This is a genomic window from Herbaspirillum chlorophenolicum (assembly GCF_001189955.1).
Classification (GTDB): domain Bacteria; phylum Pseudomonadota; class Gammaproteobacteria; order Burkholderiales; family Burkholderiaceae_D; genus Herbaspirillum; species Herbaspirillum chlorophenolicum.
This window is the reverse complement of the sequence record NZ_LFLT01000002.1, coordinates 231,657-248,008: the sequence shown is the minus strand read 5'-3', so window position 1 is coordinate 248,008 and position 16,352 is coordinate 231,657. Positions and strand designations below refer to the sequence as shown.

The following is a 16,352-nucleotide window of genomic DNA, read 5'->3' as shown; positions in this document are numbered from 1 at the left end:
ACAGCATTGTTACCTAAAACGGCTTAGTTATTATTTCAATTTATAGGATAAACAATTGCAAATTGTCGGATTTCTCCCAAGATAATTACAAAATACAATACATATCATCTGATATTTGCATATTTTGGGGTAATTTCATGAACCGCCTCTCCTACCGCCATTTGTCTGCCCTGACCGTCATTGCGCTATCGCTGATAGTTTTGACAATCGCCGGCTGCGCCGACCAGGGAGGCATCAAACCGCAAGCGCAAGTCCGCGACATCGCCACCCTGGATGCCGGCCAGGCCATTCGCCAGGCCGGCGCCGAAGCCGGCTGGCCGCAACGTGCATGGTGGCAGGCCTATAACGACCCGCAACTCGATGCGCTGGTGCAAAAAGCCGTAGCCGGCAACCCCAGCATGGCCATCGCCGCCGCCCGCGTGCGCCAGGCGCAATCGATGGTGGTGGTGGCGCATGCCGGCGAATTGCCCAATGCGCAACTGGACGCCGCCGTCGGCCGCAAGGACTGGTCCGACAACATCTATTACGGCGCCAGCTTTCGCGACAAGCTGACCTGGAACAACACCGCTACCCTGAGCCTGGCCTACAACGTTGACCTGTGGGACCGCAACAAGAACACTACCGAACGCGCCCAGGATGAGTTGCACGCGATCGCTGCCGATGCCCGCGCCGCCCAGCTCGACCTGGAAAGCAACGTGGTGCGCACCTACGTCCAATTGGCGCTGCAATACGGCTTGTTGGACAACACCGAGGCGATGCTCAAGGAAGAACAGAAAATCCTCGGCCTGGCGCACCGCCGCTTCACCTGCGGCATCGGCACCCAGCTGGAAATCACCCAGGCCGAATCCCCGCTGCCGGAAACCCGCCGCCAGATCGAAGCCCTCAATGAAAGCATTGCGCTGGTGCGCAACCAGTTGGCCGCCCTGCTGGGCGAAGGCCCGGGCGCCGGCGACAGCATCGCCCGGCCGGTGCTGGCGTTGCACACGGCCATCGGCCTGCCCAACGCGCTGCCTGCCGACCTGATCGGCCGCCGTCCCGACATCAGCGCCGCGCGCTGGCGCGTGGAAGCCGCGGCCAAGGGCATCGCCGTGGCCAAGGCCGCCTTCTATCCCAACATCAACCTGATGGCAGGCATCGGCCCGGCCGCCGCCGGCGGCAGCATACTGTCTTTCCTCAGCATGAAAAACTGGCAAACCACCTACGGACCGGCGATCTCTCTGCCGATCTTCGAAGGCGGCCGCCTGCGCGGCCAGCTGGGCGCCACCACCGCCGGCTACGACATCGAGGTCGAGCATTACAACGCCCTGCTGTCGCAAGCATTGAAGTCCATCTCCGACCAGGTCGTGACACTGCAGTCCGTGGCCCGCCAGCAGCAGCAAGCGCATGAATCGGTCACCGCCGCGCAAAAGAACGTCGACATCGCCATCCGCGCCTACCAGCGCGGCCTCACCGACTACCTCAATGTGCTGCAAGCGCAGACCCAATGGCTGCGCCAGCAACAGATCGTGCAACAGTTGCAGGCCCAGAACCTGGCTGCCTATGCCGCGCTGATCGCTGCCTTGGGCGGCGGCCTGGAGCCGGCTGCCGCGCCTGATGCTGATGCCGGCGGCGACACCATCAAGGCTGCCGCAAAATGAACCAGCCCGCCAACACCACCGCAGCAGCCGCACCGCGCCCGTCCTTCGGGGCGCAGCTGCACGACGCCGCCAGCGACTGGTGGCAGAATGAACGGCCGACCTGGATCTACGTCTTCAAGATGGTGTTCGCCGGCCTGCTGGCGCTCGGCATCGGCTACGCGCTCGACCTCGAATCGCCGCGTTCGGCGCTGATCACGGTGTTCATCGTGATGCAGCCGCAAAGCGGCATGATCCTGGCCAAGAGCTTCTACCGCGTGATCGGCACCCTGGTCGGCTCGGTCGCCATCATCGTGTTCGTCGGCCTGTTCGCGCAGACGCCCGAACTGTTCCTGATCGCGTCGGCGCTTTGGATCGGCCTGTGCACCGTGGGCTCGGCGCACAACCGCAACTTCCGCTCCTACGGCTTTGTGCTGTCGGGCTATACGGTGGCCCTGATCGGCCTGCCGGCCGCGCTTAATCCTGGCATCACTTTCGATTCGGTCATGACCCGCGGCACCGAAATCACCGTGGGCATCGTATGCGCCGGCCTGGTCAGCGCACTGGTGTTTCCGCAAGCCAGCGCCCCTGGCCTGGTGCGCATCATCCGCGGCCGCTTCACCGCCTTCGTCGACCTGATCGGCGCCACCCTGGGCGGCACCACCGACCGCAAGCAACTCGATATCGCCAATGCCCGTTTCGTCGGCGACATCATCGGCCTGGAAGCGCTGCGCAGCTCGGCCATCTTCGAAGACCCGGAAATCCGCCTGCGCAGCGGCCGCCTGACGCGCATGAACAGCGAGTTCATGGCGTTGTCGACCCGCGTGCACGCGCTGCATCAACTGATGAACCGGCTGCATGCCAATCCCGCGCCCAGCGCGCAGATCATCATCGACGCCATTTCCCCCTATTTCAAGGAAGTGCAGCCGCTCTTGACCCGCGAGAGCGGCGAACCGGTGATGAGCGCGGTAGACGCCGCCGATGCCGCGCTGAAGCTGGAAACCTACAAGCGCGAACTGCCGCGCCGCGTGCGCGCCACCCGCAACACGCTGCAGCTCGACAGCGATGCCGCCATGCTGGACTTCGACACCGCATCCGAACTGCTCTACCGCGTCATCGAAGAACTGCACGCCTACACGCTGACCTATGCTTCGCTGAACCAGCGCCGCCATGAGCGCGAGCAATGGGAACACGCATACGCCTCCAAGACCAGCATGACCACCGCACTGATCGCCGGCGCCCGCGCCGCCATCACGCTGCTCCTGCTCTCGGCCTTCTGGCTCGCCAGCGGCTGGCCCAGCGGCGACGTGGCCGCACTCAATGCCGCCGCCTTCTGCGCCATCACCTCGGCCGCGCCCGATCCGGCCAGAGCCACGCGCACGGTAGCCATCGGCGTGGTGTTTGCCGCCATTGCCGGCTACATCTATACCTTCCACCTGCTGCCGCGCACCGACGGCTACTGGATGCTGGCGGCGATGCTCATGCCCGCGCTGATGCTGGCCGTGTGGCTGACCACCAAACCGAAATGGGCCGGCTATGGCCTGGGGATCTGCATTTTCTTCCCCTTCCTCGCGGTACCGGACAACTTCGCGCATTTCAATGCCGCCGGTTATCTCAACGAATCGATCGCCTTGCTGGTGTCGCTCATCGTCACCGCCGTCTCCTTCATGCTGCTGCTGCCGCCGACCACCGACTGGACTGTGCGCGTACTGGAGAAACAGCTACGCAAACAAGTGGTGGACGCCTGTTTCGGCAAGCTCGGCCACCTGGCGCTGAAATTCGAAAGCGGCACCCGCGACCTGATGCACCAGATCACCATGCTCACCAGCAGCCGCCCGGCACTGCGCCAGAATGCATTCGGCTGGACGTTCGCCACGCTGGAAGTCGGCCACGCCATCATCGAACTGCGCACCGAACTCAACGGCATCCGCACCGAACGCCCCGACCTGCTGTCGGCCGAGGCCTATGCCGCGCTGAACCGCCTGCGTGAAACCATCCCTGCGCTGTTCAGTACACCCAACCGCGATACGTTCGCAGACGCCCTGGCCGCCAACGACCATGCGATTGCCCAGGTGCAGCAAACCATCGGCCCGCACTACCGCGAACGCAGCGAACGCCACCGGCTGCAACGCACGCTGAGCTACCTGCATTTCATCCGCACCGCCCTGCTGGACCAGCAGTCGCCATTGCACACAATGCGCGACGGTGCAGCCAACACCACGCATTCCGGAGCCCGCCATGCCACGTGAGATTTCCTTTTTCGACGCCTATATCCCCACGCTGTTGCTGCTGGTGATTGCGGCCGGCGCCGTGGCCTTCGTGGCCGACCGCATCCTGGTACGCATCGGCCTGTACAACCTGGTATGGCATCCGGCGCTGTTCCGCGTGAGCATGTTCGTCTGCTTCGCCTCTCTGATGGGGCTGTACGTGTATGCCTAGCTGAGTATCCCAACGCCTGCCGCGCCAACCTATAACAAGCACCAAACACGCAATACGAAAAGATAAAGAAACATTCAGGAGTAGTTCATCATGTCGGTCAAATCGATTTTTCGCCTCGCCATCACCCTGCTGATTTTCCTGCTGGCCATCTTCCTCGCCTGGACGCTATGGCAGCATTACATGGTCTCGCCGTGGACCCGCGACGGGCGCGTGCGCGCCGATGTGGTCAACATCGCGCCGGACGTCTCCGGCCAGGTGGTCGAGCTGCCGGTACGCGATAACCAGTTGGTCAAGAAAGGCGACCTGCTGATGGAGATCGATCCAGCGCGCTACCAACTGGCGCTGCAGCAGGCCGATGCCGCCGTGGCGGCGCGCAAGTCCGATCTCGATGTGCGCCGCGCCGACATCGACGTGCGCCGCGCCGACCTGAGCATGCGCCGCGCCCAGGCCCGCCGCCGTGCCGACATGGATGCGCTGGTCGTCTCGCGCGAAGCCCGCGAAGACGCCGGCACCCAGGTCACCTCCTCCGAGGCCCAGTTCCAGGCCGCGCAAGCGCAGCTACAGTCGGCCCAGGCGCAGTACCAGGCCGCCGTCGCCCAGCGCGACACCGCCAAGCTGAACCTGGAGCGCACCAAGGTGTTCTCGCCGGTGGACGGCTACATTACCAACCTGAACGTGCGCCGCGGCGACTATGCCACCGCCGGCGCGGCCAAGATCGCAGTGATCGACAGCCATTCGTTCTGGGTCTACGCCTACTTCGAAGAAACCAAGCTGCCGCTGCTGTCCGTGGGCGACAAGGCCAATATCCAGCTGATCAACGGCGCCACCCTCTCCGGCCATGTCGACAGCATCGCGCGCGGCATCTACGACCGCGACAACCCGCAAAGCCGCGAGCTGATCGCCGACGTCAACCCGACCTTCAACTGGGTGCGCCTGGCCCAGCGCATCCCGGTGCGCATCCACCTGGACGAAGTGCCGAAAGATGTATTGCTGGCTTCCGGCCTGACCTGTACCGTGGTGCTGGAACCGGGTAGCGGCAAGGAGAAAAAGCAGACTGCGCCGGCATCCAAGAGCTGAGTTCCAGGATTCTCGGGTAACAAAAAAGCGGGCGGATGATTTCTCATCCGCCCGCTTTTTTCATCCACCCGCATCGCAAGCATCGAGGCCGAAACCTGGCGCTCAGCCGGCAAACACCTGCACCACCAGCCAGACATTAGCCGCTGAAATCGCCGCAAACAATATCCACGCAGTCAACGCCACCCACCACGGATTGGCCAGTGCCCCCATCAGGTCGCGCCGGCTGGTCAGGCGGATCAGCGGATACATGGCAAATGGCAGTTGCAGACTCAACACCACCTGGCTCAGCACCAGCAGCTTGCCCACCGAGTGCGGGCCCAGCGTCACTACCCCTATCAGCGCCGGAATCAACGCCAACCCGCGGGTAATGATGCGGCGCTGCCAGCACGGGATCTTCATCTTCAGGAAACCTTCCATGATCACCTGGCCGGCGATAGTGCCGGTGAAGGTTGAACTCTGCCCGGCCGCGAACAAACCGACGCCGAACAGGATGGCGGCAGCCGCGGAACCGGTGATCGGGTCCAGCAAGTGGTACGCCTCATCCAACTCCGTCACCTGCGTGTTGCCGCTCTGGTGAAAGGCCGAGGCCGCCAGGACCAGGATCGCGGCATTGATCACCATGGCCAGCAGCAGCGAGACGACGGTGTCGATGCGGGTGTAGCGCACGGCATCCTTCAACGAAGCAGGATCGCGCCGCACCGTGCGCGTCTGCACGATGGAGGAATGCAGGTAAAGGTTGTGCGGCATCACGGTGGCGCCGATGATGCCGATGGCAAGGTAGAGCGGTTCGCGGCTGGAAATGGCCTGCAGCGACGGCACGAAGCCCAGCACCACCGCGTGCCAGTCGGCCTTGACGAAGGCCAGTTGCGCCAGCAGGCACACGGCGATGGTGAGTACCAGCGCCAGGATGATCGCCTCCACCTGGCGGAAACCCCGCCCCTTCAGGCCCAGCACGATCAGCGTGTCCAGCGCTGTCAGCATGACGCCCACCGGCAGCGACACGCCCAGCAGCAGGTTGAACGCCAGTGCGCAGCCCAGCACTTCAGCCAGGTCGCAGGCGATGATGGACAGTTCGGCCAACACCCACATGCCGCGTCCGACCATTGGAGGATAGTGCTCGCGCGAATGCACGGCGAGGTCCTTGCCGGTGGCGATGCCCAGCCGCGCGCACAGGCATTGCAGCACGATCGCCGCCAGGCTGGACAACATCACCACGAACAGCAGTTGGTAGCCGAACTGGGAACCTGCCTGGATCGAGGTAGCCCAGTTGCCCGGGTCCATGTAACCGATCGACACCAGCAGCCCCGGGCCGACATAGAGCTTGAGTTTTTGCCAGACCGAGGCGGTGGCCGGCACATCCACCGTACCGGCAACTTCAGATGGACAGAAAGGCGCCGTCGCAGTGGTCGGCAAACCCGGAATGCGCGGCAATCGGAATGTAAATGGCAAGAGCTGGCTTCCCCTCGATTCTTATCGGTGCGGCGGCTTCATTGGGCGTCAGTTATCCCACTTGCCCAATGCGGCGTCATCGCTTTCGCGCGCGTCGACCCAGCGGGCGCCCTCCGGCGTCTGCTCCTTCTTCCAGAACGGCGCCTGGGTCTTGAGGTAATCCATGATGAATTCGCAGGCGGCGAAGGCTTCGCCGCGATGGCGTGCAGTCACGGCCACCAGCACGATCTGTTCCAGCGGCGTCATGGGGCCGACGCGATGGATCACCAGCGCGTCGAAGATCGGCCAGCGCACCTTGGCTTGCTCCACGATCTGCTCCAGTGCGCGCTCGGTCATCTCCGGATAATGTTCCAGCTCCATCCCGGACACTTCCGCACCATCATTCAGGTCGCGTACCGTGCCCACGAATGCCGCCACCGCGCCGACCTTGGGATTGGCCAGGCGCAGTTGCGCCACTTCGGCGGAGAGATCGAAATCGGCGGTTTGTACGCGTACAGGCATGGCGGCAGAAAGAATGGGATAAGTAATAGATTCTAACAGCGCCTGCGGACGCATAAGCGACGTAAACGGCACTGGGCCCCGGCTTCCGCCGGGACGACAGGAAGACTTGGCGCTCCTCCGTCGTCCTGATGAAAGTCGGGACCCAGCGCCGCTGGCGGTGTCTCGCCGGCGTTTAAACCAGTATGCCCCACAACAGCAGCGTCATCCCCAACCCGATCACCGACACCAGGGTCTGGATCACCGACCAGGTCGCCAGCGTCTGTTTCAGGTTCAGGCCGAAGTATTCCTTGACCATCCAGAAACCGGCGTCATTGACGTGGCAGAAGAACACCGAACCGGCGCCGATAGCCAGCGCCATCAACGAGTTGTGGGTGGCCGAGAGGCCCGCCACCAGCGGCGCCACGATACCGGCGGTAGCGGTGGTCGCCACCGTGGCCGAACCGGTCGCTTGGCGCAGCGCCACGGCGATGATCCAGGCCAGCAGGATCAGCGGCACATGGGTGCCGGCAGCGATCTTGGTGATGGTGTCGCTAATGCCTGCGGTCAACAGCGCCTGCTTCAGGCCGCCGCCTGCACCGATGGTCAACAGCAGGCCGGCGATCGGCGGCAAGGCCTTACGCAAAGTGGCGCCGACATCGAAACGACTGGTGCCCTGGCCCCAGCCCAGCACCACCACGGCAAACAGGACCGTGACGGTCAGCGCGATGATGGGCTCGCCGAAGAAGTTCAGCATCTCATACAGCTCGGTCTTGGGCGTGACCCAGATGCGCGCCACGGTGCGGCCCAGCATCAGCACCACCGGCAGCAGGATGGTCACCAGCGCCGGCACGAAACCCGGCTGCGATTTCTGCTCGCGCTCGGCGAACAGCTTGCCGATCTGGTCCGGCTCGGCCACGTTCAGGCGCGGCGCCAGGAAATTGCCGTACAAGGGACCGGCGATGATCACCGCCGGTATCGCCACCAGGAAACCCAGCAGCATGGTGGTGCCAAGATCGGCATGCAACGCGCTCACCGCAATCAGCGGGCCCGGGTGCGGCGGCAGCAAGGCGTGCAGCGTGGTCATGCCGGCCAGCGCGGGAATGGCCACGCGCATGATGGGCAAGCCGGAGCGGCGCGCCATGACGAAGATGATCGGCGCCATCATCACCAGGCCGACTTCAAAGAACAGCGGCAGGCCGATCACCAGCGCCACTACTGCCATCATCCAGGGGATGGCGCGGCCGCGCGCGTAGCGCAGCAAGGTGGTGACGATCTTGTCGGCGGAGCCGGAATCGGCCATCAGCGCGCCCAGCATGGCGCCCAGGGCGATGATGATGCCGGCTTCGCCGAGGATGCTGCCGGCGCCCTTGCTGAATGCCTTGGCGATTTCTTCCAGCGGCAGGCCGGCGCCGATGCCGGCCACGAAGGTGCCGATCAGGATGGAGAGGAAGGGAGCGATGCTGAGAAAACTGATCAGCACCACGATGGCGACCAGCGCCAGCAAGGTCACCAGCAAGAGCTGGGTATCCTGTGCCGCCCAGGCGGCCAGTTGGGTTGATATCACAATGTGTTCCTTCTTCAGGTGTGGATGAATGCGCATCGTTGAACGATGTCTAGTGCATCCCCTCGGTCAGGCATGTTTGGCGCATGCCCTGTCTCCTCCCAAAAAACGGATTGTGCAGCGCCCCTATCTGCGCACGCCGGCCAGCAACGCACTGGCGCCGAGGAAAGTCGCTCCGGCCAGGCGGTTGAACATGCGCGCGCGTCCGGGCGTACGCAACCACGGCGCCACACGCGATGCGAAGTGGGCATAGAAGGTCAGCCAGAACAGCTCGAAGCAGATGAAGGTCAGCCCCAGCACCAGGAATTGCGGCAATTGCGGCGCATCCGGATTGAGGAACTGGGGAAAGAATGCAGTGAAAAACAGCAAGGCCTTCGGATTGCTGCCGCCGACCAGCAGCCCCTGCACATACAGCGACAGGACGCTGCGCTGCCTGGGTGCGGCCGATGCCGCGTGCTGCTCGTCACCGGCGACGTCGAACCCGCTGTCGCGCGAGAAAAACGTCCGCGCGCCAATATACGCGAGATAGGCCACACCGGACCACTTCAGGATGAGAAAGACCTTCTCGGAAGTTGCAAGAACGCCCCCAGTCCGGCGGCCGACACGGCCATGATCGCGCACACTGCGGTCAGGCTGCCCAGCGCACCGGCCAGGGCCCGGCGAGTCCCGTAATGGATGCCGTTGGTGATGCACATCAGCACCGCAGGGCCAGGCGTGACGGTGAGCACGAATACGGCAGCAACGTAGAGGAAGAAAGTCTGCAGCGTCATGAGGTAGCGGAATTTTTAGTATCGGCAAATCGGACTTCAGGCGACTTTGCCCCACACGCTGGCCAGCCAGGGCTGCTGTTCACGGGGAAGGCCATCTGGCCGGTAATAATGCCTCAATTCGGCAAATCCCGCATCCTGCAGATAGCGGCGCCATCCTTCCAGGCTGTGCCACACGCCATAGCGTTCGCCGCTCCATCCTTCGACATCCTGGCCGCGCGGATTGGAACTGAACAGGATGCCATCCGCCTTGAGCGTATCGCGCAGTTGCCCCAGCACGCGCGGCAAATCGGCTGACGGTACATGGAACAGGGAGGCATTGGCAAAGATGCCGTCAAAGCGCGATACCGGCAAATCCAGCTGCAAGAAGTCCTGATGCCACACTTCACATCCCGAGGCTTCGCGCGCCATGCGCACGAACTCTTCGGCGCCGTCCAGGCCGACCGCCTCATGCCCCAGGCGCGACAGTGCCAGCAAGTCGCGCCCCGGGCCGCAGCCGAAGTCGAGAATCGAAAATCGCGCCACGCTTGAAGCGCCATCGCGCCCGGCCAACGCTTCCAGCAAGGCGGCAATGTTCTGGCTGACGTCGTGCGCCCAAGTCCCCTCGCGGAAACCCGATGCGTTTCGCTGATAGTGGCCCAGCGTGCCGGCCGAGGCGTTGTTGCGCTCGCTCACGGCCGCCCCTCAGCCGCCGGTCACCGGCGGGAAGAACGCCACTTCGCCGCCATCGACGACCTCGGTATCGGCCTCAGTCATGACATGGTCGTAAGCCATGCGCAAATTCTTTTCCGGCCCCAGCACTTCGGCCCAGATGCCGCCACGGCCGATCAGGAAAGCGCGCACGTCGCCAATGGTCTTGACGCTGGGCGGCAGCTCGATGACTTCCTGCGTGGTCTGGAGTGCCTCGCGCACGCTGGCGAAGAAACGCAGTTCGATTTTCATGAGAGCAAATCCTGGAAAGAAATGAAGGAGACAATATCGCCCGCAGCAATGGTCTTGCCCGGCGGATTGTCGATGACGCCATCGGCCCATGCGGTGGAGGTCAGCACGTTGGAGCCCTGGCTGGGAAACAGGTCGAGCCCGCCGTTGGCGTTGCGGCGCACGCGCAGGAATTCCTGCCGCTTGTCGGCCTTCGGCCAGGCGAAGTCGGCACGCATGGACACCGCTTGCGGCAGCACGGCCTCACGCGGCAGCCCCTGCAGCCGCAGCAGGAAGGGCCGCACAAAGATCAGGAAGGTAACGAAGGACGACACCGGATTGCCCGGCAGGCCGATGAAGAAGGCGCGCCCCTCTTGCGCCGTCTGGCGGTTCACTTCGCCGAAGGCCAGCGGCTTGCCCGGCTTCATGGCGATCTGCCACATGTTGATGCGCCCTTCCGCTTCCACCGCCGGCTTGACGTGGTCTTCCTCGCCCACCGACACGCCGCCGCTGGTGATGATCAGGTCATGCTGTTGTGCCGCGTCGCGCAGTGTCTTGCGGGTGGCGTCCAGGTTGTCCGGGACGATGCCGTAGTCGGTGATGTCGCAGCCCAGTTTTTCCAGCAGACCGCGCAGCAGGAAACGGTTGGAGTTATAGATGGCGCCGGGCTTCAGCGGCTGGCCAGGCATGGCCAACTCATCGCCGGTGAAGAACACCGCCACGCGCAAGCGGCGCCAGACGGAGAGTTCAGCCTGCCCCACCGACGCCGCCAACCCCAGCTCCTGCGGACGCAAGCGGGTGCCGGCTTCAAGGATCGTGCTGCCCTGGCGAATATCTTCTCCGACGTAGCGCACCCATTCGCCCCGCTTCGGGACGTGGCGCACGATGACGTATTCGCCTTCGCTTTCACAGGCTTCCTGCATGACCACCGCATCCGCGCCTTCGGGCATCATCGCGCCGGTAAAGATGCGCGCAGCGGTGCCGGCCTCCAATGGCTGGCCGACATGGCCGGCGGGAATGCGCTGCGACACGCGCAGGCGCGCCTGGCCCGAGGTGCAATCGGCGGCGCGCACCGCATAGCCGTCCATCTGCGAATTGTCCATGCCGGGCACGTTGATGTGCGCTTGCACAGGCTCCGCCAGCACGCGGCCGCAGGCGTCGAGCGTGGAGATGGTCTGGCTGCCTTGCACCGGCACGGCAGCGGCCAGCAAGGTGTTGAGCGCCTGCTCCACGCTTTGCAGCGGTGGGCGCGCCGATGGCGCCGGCTTGTCGGTTGGGTTCGGTGCTTGCATGTTTCGCCTGTTGCCTGTTGACTGGTTTTCGCTGATTTCGCCTGGATATAGCGACCTGCCATTTTAATGCAATCGACACGGCAGGCCGGTATCACCTCGTACGGGATTTCCCGCATGAAAAAACGCCGCGCAGGCCTGCTCGGCCCGGGCGGCGTCCGCTATGCCGATGAGACTTACAGGCCGGTGTGCTGCGCCACGAAATTCTTGACGCTGGCGGCGTCGGCCGGCATGACTTCGAAGCGCTGCGGCAGCGCCTCGATGTTCTCGAACCCGGCCGGACGGTCGGCGTCGCGGCCCAGCGCTTCGCGGATGGTTTCGTTGAACTTGGCCGGCAAGGCGGTTTCCAGCACGATCATGGTCACGCCCTGCGCCAGGTTCTCGCGCGCCACCTTGATGCCGTCGGCGGTGTGGGTATCGACCGTGATGCCGTAACGCTCTTCCGCAAAGCGGATGGTGTCCAGGCGGTCGGCATGGGTCGACTTTCCGGATGCAAAACCGTACTTGATCACGCTGGTGAATTCGTTGCCATCGCTGCCGGGCTTGCCGGTCAGGTCGAAGCCGCCGGCGGTCTCGACCTTGTGGAACAGCGCCTTGACGCGATCGCTGTCGCGGCCCAGCAGGTCGTAGATGAAGCGCTCGAAGTTCGAGGCCTTGCTGATGTCCATGCTGGGGCTGCTGGTGTGGTAGGTCTCGGCCGACTTGCGCACACGGTAGACGCCGGTGCGGAAAAACTCGTCGAGCACGTCGTTCTCGTTGGTGGCCACCACCAGCTTGTCGATCGGCAGACCCATCATGCGCGCGATGTGGCCGGCGCAGATATTGCCGAAGTTGCCGGATGGAACCGTGAACGAGACCTTCTGTTCATTCGAGGTGGTCGCCGCCAGGTAACCGCGGAAGTAGTACACCACCTGCGCCACGACGCGCGCCCAGTTGATCGAGTTGACGGTGCCGATCTTCTTGGCGGCCTTGTATTCCAGGTCGTTGGAAATCGCCTTGACGATGTCCTGGCAATCGTCGAACACGCCTTCGATGGCGATGTTGAAGATGTTGGGGTCCTGCAGGCTGAACATCTGCGCGGTCTGGAAGGCGCTCATCTTCTTGTGCGGCGACAGCATGAACACGCGGATGCCCTGCTTGCCGCGCATCGCATATTCAGCGGCGCTGCCGGTGTCGCCCGAGGTGGCGCCGACGATATTCAGTTCCGCGCCCTTCTTGGCCAGCGCGTATTCGAACAGGTTGCCCAGCAATTGCATGGCCATGTCCTTGAAGGCCAGGGTCGGGCCGTTGGACAAGCCTTGCAGCACCAGCTTCTTGCCATCCTTGTCTTCCAGCGTGCGCAGCGGAGTGATCTGCGATGCGTCTTCACCGGCGTGGGTGTTGCGGTAGGTATCGGCGGTATAGGTCTTGTGCGCCAGGGCTTTCAGGTCTGCCTCGGGAATGTCGGTGGCGAATTTCTTCAGCACTTCAAACGCCAGGTCGGCGTAGGAGAGTTTGCGCCACTGGTCCAGCTCGGCATTGCTCACTTGCGGATATTCGCGCGGCAAGTACAAGCCGCCATCCGGCGCCAGGCCGCCCAGCAGGATTTCAGAAAAGGAAGGAGTAGCAGAATGACCGCGAGTGGATACGTATTGCATGACGTGTAATGGCTGCAGGATGCGTGAATGCGGGGGAATCGGAGAAGTCCGACATTATAGCGCCCCGCCACTGCCGCGCTCACTTTTGCCCCAGCTTGTTGCAGCCGGCAGCCCGGAATAGATGCCTGGATGCGTTTCAGATATGGATCGGCGGCTCAGCCATCATCAGGATACGCAAGAGTTCCGCCTGGCGCCGCGTGCCTGTCTTGGAGAACAAACTGGCCATATGGGTGCGCACCGTATTGCGGCTGACACTGGCTTTTTGCGCGTAACTTTCGATAGTCTCGTTATCAAGCAGCGCTTCGGCCAACCGGGCTTCGGCCGGCGTCAAACCGAACATCTTGCGCAATATGGCGCTGCGCGGCAGATGCTGCCGGCTCATGTCCTGCAGGATCACCAGGGCCAGCGGCCCGCCGCTATTGGCAAGTTCGGTCTGGCGATCCGGCTGCGCCGGGATGACCGACACGACCAGCGGCTGCCCGTCCCGCTCGCGGCGGGCAGCAAACCATTGCCCGCGCCGGCCTTCGGCGCCGGTGGCCTGCCCGATGGCGGTAGCCAGCATGCAATCGGCGCCGGGGTCGGCCATGCGCAACCGCTGCGCTTTCACGCAAATGCCATCGGCGCCGGCCAGCATGTCTGCCGCGACATTGTTGAACGACACCACGCGGCAGGCAGCATCGACCCATACCGTACCGTAAGGAAAGTATTGCAACAGGGTCTGGTCGGCCTGCTGCTGGCTTTCCAGAGCCCGCAGGCGCCGCCGCAGCATGGAGGAGCGGATCATGTGCCCGGTGATGCGCGTCAGGAACTGGAGATCATCCGCATCGTATTGCTCGGCGCCGACCGGACGCAGGAACGACAGTATTTCATTCTCCGAAGCCTCGCCGCCGATGCGGCCGAGGACCATGTGGCGTGCGCCGTACTTGAACAGGAAATCGTTATAGATCTCGCTGCGGCGAACGAAGCCTTCGTCGAAGCGCTCGTAGTCCGCGCGCCACTCGCCGACGGCGCCGGTGGCGACCCACGGCAGACGCTCGTCGACACTGTTGTAATAAGTCCGGTATTCGGCATCGGCCGCGTTGAATGCAGGATCGCTGATGACTGAGCTGAACACTTCCCTGCTCGACATATCCATGTGGAGGTAATGTCCGGCGATCGCGCCAAGCTCATCGCACATCAACTCCATGGCCGGCACCAGTTGCCCGACATTGTGCACCGACTCGTAAATCAGCCCGACCAGATGATCGAACTGCCGTTCCTGATTGGCGGTTTTCATTGTTTTATCCCCGTGCCGCTCACAATGGCGACTTGATTGGCCTACCCCGCTCCGAGGATAGAACATTTCACTTTCTCATTCAAACGGATGAGGCTTTTTCTGTTGCGTTTCTCTAGAATTTTCTCTTGCTCAACACTCAACCGGCTCGCTTTTTCACAAAAGCAATTGTCAGGAGACATGCAAGGCTGAGGGTGCAGGTAATTCCGGGGAGAAACACATCATGAAAAACAAGCAAAACTACCGGAGGGCAACTGCCGCCCTCTATTTGGGCAAACGGCTGTGTGCGGGGGCCATGGCAGCAGGACTGATTGCCGGTTGCGCCACCCAGGGCTACGACAACAAGGCCAGCAGCACTGTCGGCGCCATGCAAGGCGGCAATCCCGACATCGCGCTGCAAGCGCTCGAACAGCAGAATCCCGACAAAGAGAAGGACTTGCTCTACTTCATGGAGAAGGGCGAGCTGCTGCGCATGAAGGGTTCCTACGAGAGCAGCAAGGAAAGCTGGCTGGCCGCCGACGAGAAAGTGCGCGGCTGGGAAGACCAGGCCAAGACCGATCCGTCCAAATTGTTCGGCGATATCGGCTCCTTCGTGCTCAACGACACCACGCGCCGCTATGACGGCCGCGATTACGAAAAGACGTTCATCAACCTGCGGCTGGCGCTGGACCATCTGGCCATCGGCGACTGGGATTCGGCGCGTACCGAGATCAAGAAGATGCACGAGCGCGAGGCCATCATCGCCGAGTTCCGCAGCAAGGAACTGGAAGAAGCCAAAGGCAGCGCGGAATCCAAGGGGCTGAAGACGACCTCCTTCAAGGAACTCAACGGCTATCCGGTCGAGACCCTGACCGACCCGCAAGTGCAGGCGCTGAAGAATTCCTATGAATCCGCGATCGCCAACTACCTGGCCGGCTTCGTCTATGAAAGCCTGGGCGAGCCTTCGCTGGCTGCGGCAGGCTACCGCAAGGCAATCGAGATGCGCCCTGGCGAGCCGGTGCTGGAAGACGGGCTCAAGGGACTGGACGGCCGCGTACGCGCGCGCTCGCCCAAGCTGGTGGATACGCTGATCGTGATCGAGTCGGGCAGCGCCCCGGCCATCACGTCCATGACCCTGCCCATCATGCTGCCGATTCCGGGACGCAGTGGTTTGTCCATCATCGCCACGCCGATTTCCTGGCCGGTGATCCGCGCCGCGGACAGCTCGATGGTGCCGTCTGCCATCAACATCGACGGCCAATCCGCACCGGTCGCCCTGCTGACCAGCGTCGACCAGATGGCGCGCAAGGCGCTTTCCGACGAAATGCCCGGCATCATCGCGCGCTCCTCGGTGCGCGCCATCACGCGTGGCGTCGCACAGAAAGCCATCGACGACAACGCCGGTTCGATGGGCGCCTTCGGCTCGCTGCTGAGCCTGGCGGCCAAGGTCGGCACGGTAGTGACGGAAGTGGCCGATGAACGTACCTGGCGCACCCTGCCTGGCTTCTTCTCGGTGGCACGGGTCAAGCTGCCGGTCGGCGCCCACACCATCAGCCTGCTGTCCGGCGCCGGACAACTGACACGGGAAGTGAAGCTCTCCGGCAATTACGCCGTGGTGACCATGCGCACCTCCGGGCCGTCGCTCTATCTCGCCCAGACGCCTTTCGACGAACAAAAAGCCGCATTGGCCCTGGCCGCCCCGGACACGCCGCCGGCCAAGGTCGCCAAGGGCGGCAAGAAAGCCGCGCCGAACAATGCCGCCAAAGCGGCTGCGGCGGCCAAAGAAAAGGCGCTGGCCAGCGCCGCCGCCAAGAAGAAGGCCATCGTGCCGGTCTCGGCGTCGGCCAACGAATAACGGCCATCCGGCAAC

Annotated in this window: 15 protein-coding genes; 5 read left to right on the top strand and 10 right to left on the bottom strand. The window is 63.4% G+C overall.

Annotation, left to right across the window (positions count from 1 at the left end; genetic code table 11):
• The first annotated feature begins 137 nt into the window (after positions 1 to 137).
• The 4 genes from AKL28_RS02785 to AKL28_RS02770 all read left to right on the top strand — a co-directional run bounded on the left by AKL28_RS02785 (position 138) and on the right by AKL28_RS02770 (position 5,129).
• Positions 138 to 1,637 (top strand): efflux transporter outer membrane subunit, encoded by a 1,500-nt coding sequence (locus AKL28_RS02785; RefSeq protein ID WP_050466520.1) that lies wholly within the window; start codon positions 138 to 140, stop codon positions 1,635 to 1,637.
• Complete coding sequence (locus AKL28_RS02780; protein WP_050466519.1) at positions 1,634 to 3,862, top strand: FUSC family protein; 2,229 nt, start codon at positions 1,634 to 1,636, stop codon at positions 3,860 to 3,862. Before AKL28_RS02785 ends, AKL28_RS02780 begins: the two co-directional genes overlap by 4 nt.
• The gene (locus AKL28_RS02775) at positions 3,852 to 4,052 is read left to right on the top strand and encodes a DUF1656 domain-containing protein (RefSeq protein ID WP_050466518.1); all 201 of its coding nucleotides are present in this window, start codon (positions 3,852 to 3,854) and stop codon (positions 4,050 to 4,052) included. The genes AKL28_RS02780 and AKL28_RS02775 overlap by 11 nt, the downstream gene beginning before the upstream one ends.
• A gap of 90 nt (positions 4,053 to 4,142) precedes the next feature.
• Positions 4,143 to 5,129, top strand: coding sequence for a biotin/lipoyl-binding protein (locus tag AKL28_RS02770; protein ID WP_050466517.1), 987 nt, complete (start codon positions 4,143 to 4,145; stop codon positions 5,127 to 5,129).
• Between the two features lie 102 nt (positions 5,130 to 5,231).
• On the opposite strand, the gene AKL28_RS02765 is transcribed toward AKL28_RS02770, so the two are convergent.
• From AKL28_RS02765 to AKL28_RS02725, 10 genes are all read right to left on the bottom strand, one after another.
• Complete coding sequence (locus tag AKL28_RS02765; protein ID WP_050466516.1) at positions 5,232 to 6,578, bottom strand: Nramp family divalent metal transporter; 1,347 nt, start codon at positions 6,576 to 6,578, stop codon at positions 5,232 to 5,234.
• A gap of 48 nt (positions 6,579 to 6,626) precedes the next feature.
• Entirely contained in the window at positions 6,627 to 7,079 is a 453-nt protein-coding gene (locus AKL28_RS02760; RefSeq protein WP_050466583.1) for a molybdenum cofactor biosynthesis protein MoaE, read from the bottom strand.
• A gap of 172 nt (positions 7,080 to 7,251) precedes the next feature.
• A complete protein-coding gene (locus AKL28_RS02755) occupies positions 7,252 to 8,658 on the bottom strand; it encodes a GntT/GntP/DsdX family permease (RefSeq protein ID WP_174525325.1) in 1,407 nt (468 codons plus the stop codon).
• An 87-nt stretch (positions 8,659 to 8,745) separates the two neighbouring features.
• On the bottom strand, positions 8,746 to 9,153 hold the full coding sequence (locus AKL28_RS25000; protein ID WP_231602315.1) for a LysE family translocator: 408 nt from the start codon (positions 9,151 to 9,153) through the stop codon (positions 8,746 to 8,748).
• Between the two features lie 11 nt (positions 9,154 to 9,164).
• Complete coding sequence (locus AKL28_RS24995) at positions 9,165 to 9,389, bottom strand: LysE family translocator (protein WP_231602314.1); 225 nt, start codon at positions 9,387 to 9,389, stop codon at positions 9,165 to 9,167.
• 36 nt (positions 9,390 to 9,425) lie between these two features.
• Positions 9,426 to 10,061 carry a class I SAM-dependent methyltransferase gene (locus AKL28_RS02745; RefSeq protein WP_050466515.1) on the bottom strand — a complete coding sequence of 212 codons (636 nt, stop codon included), beginning with the start codon at positions 10,059 to 10,061 and terminating at the stop codon, positions 9,426 to 9,428.
• A 9-nt stretch (positions 10,062 to 10,070) separates the two neighbouring features.
• Complete coding sequence (gene moaD, locus AKL28_RS02740) at positions 10,071 to 10,328, bottom strand: molybdopterin converting factor subunit 1 (protein WP_050466514.1); 258 nt, start codon at positions 10,326 to 10,328, stop codon at positions 10,071 to 10,073.
• A complete protein-coding gene (locus AKL28_RS02735) occupies positions 10,325 to 11,596 on the bottom strand; it encodes a molybdopterin molybdotransferase MoeA (protein ID WP_050466513.1) in 1,272 nt (423 codons plus the stop codon). Before AKL28_RS02735 ends, moaD begins: the two co-directional genes overlap by 4 nt.
• A gap of 173 nt (positions 11,597 to 11,769) precedes the next feature.
• Positions 11,770 to 13,230 (bottom strand): threonine synthase, encoded by a 1,461-nt coding sequence (gene thrC, locus AKL28_RS02730; RefSeq protein WP_050466512.1) that lies wholly within the window; start codon positions 13,228 to 13,230, stop codon positions 11,770 to 11,772.
• A 136-nt stretch (positions 13,231 to 13,366) separates the two neighbouring features.
• On the bottom strand, positions 13,367 to 14,506 hold the full coding sequence (locus AKL28_RS02725; RefSeq protein ID WP_050466511.1) for a helix-turn-helix transcriptional regulator: 1,140 nt from the start codon (positions 14,504 to 14,506) through the stop codon (positions 13,367 to 13,369).
• Positions 14,507 to 14,726: 220 nt separating this feature from the next.
• On the opposite strand from AKL28_RS02725, the gene AKL28_RS02720 reads away from it, so the two are divergent.
• Positions 14,727 to 16,337 (top strand): COG3014 family protein, encoded by a 1,611-nt coding sequence (locus AKL28_RS02720; protein WP_050466510.1) that lies wholly within the window; start codon positions 14,727 to 14,729, stop codon positions 16,335 to 16,337.
• Positions 16,338 to 16,352 lie beyond the last annotated feature (15 nt).

Bases quoted from the DNA above. Each gene is read 5' to 3' on its own strand.
- AKL28_RS02785 (WP_050466520.1), top strand. From the start codon at position 138: ATGAACCGCCTCTCCTACCGCCATTTGTCTGCCCTGACCGTCATTGCG.
- AKL28_RS02725 (WP_050466511.1), bottom strand. From the start codon at position 14,506: ATGAAAACCGCCAATCAGGAACGGCAGTTCGATCATCTGGTCGGGCTG.
- AKL28_RS02720 (WP_050466510.1), top strand. From the start codon at position 14,727: ATGAAAAACAAGCAAAACTACCGGAGGGCAACTGCCGCCCTCTATTTG.
- AKL28_RS02760 (WP_050466583.1), bottom strand. From the start codon at position 7,079: ATGCCTGTACGCGTACAAACCGCCGATTTCGATCTCTCCGCCGAAGTG.
- AKL28_RS02735 (WP_050466513.1), bottom strand. From the start codon at position 11,596: ATGCAAGCACCGAACCCAACCGACAAGCCGGCGCCATCGGCGCGCCCA.
- AKL28_RS02755 (WP_174525325.1), bottom strand. From the start codon at position 8,658: ATGCGCATTCATCCACACCTGAAGAAGGAACACATTGTGATATCAACC.
- thrC (WP_050466512.1), bottom strand. From the start codon at position 13,230: ATGCAATACGTATCCACTCGCGGTCATTCTGCTACTCCTTCCTTTTCT.
- AKL28_RS02770 (WP_050466517.1), top strand. From the start codon at position 4,143: ATGTCGGTCAAATCGATTTTTCGCCTCGCCATCACCCTGCTGATTTTC.
- AKL28_RS02780 (WP_050466519.1), top strand. From the start codon at position 1,634: ATGAACCAGCCCGCCAACACCACCGCAGCAGCCGCACCGCGCCCGTCC.
- moaD (WP_050466514.1), bottom strand. From the start codon at position 10,328: ATGAAAATCGAACTGCGTTTCTTCGCCAGCGTGCGCGAGGCACTCCAG.
- AKL28_RS02775 (WP_050466518.1), top strand. From the start codon at position 3,852: ATGCCACGTGAGATTTCCTTTTTCGACGCCTATATCCCCACGCTGTTG.
- AKL28_RS24995 (WP_231602314.1), bottom strand. From the start codon at position 9,389: ATGACGCTGCAGACTTTCTTCCTCTACGTTGCTGCCGTATTCGTGCTC.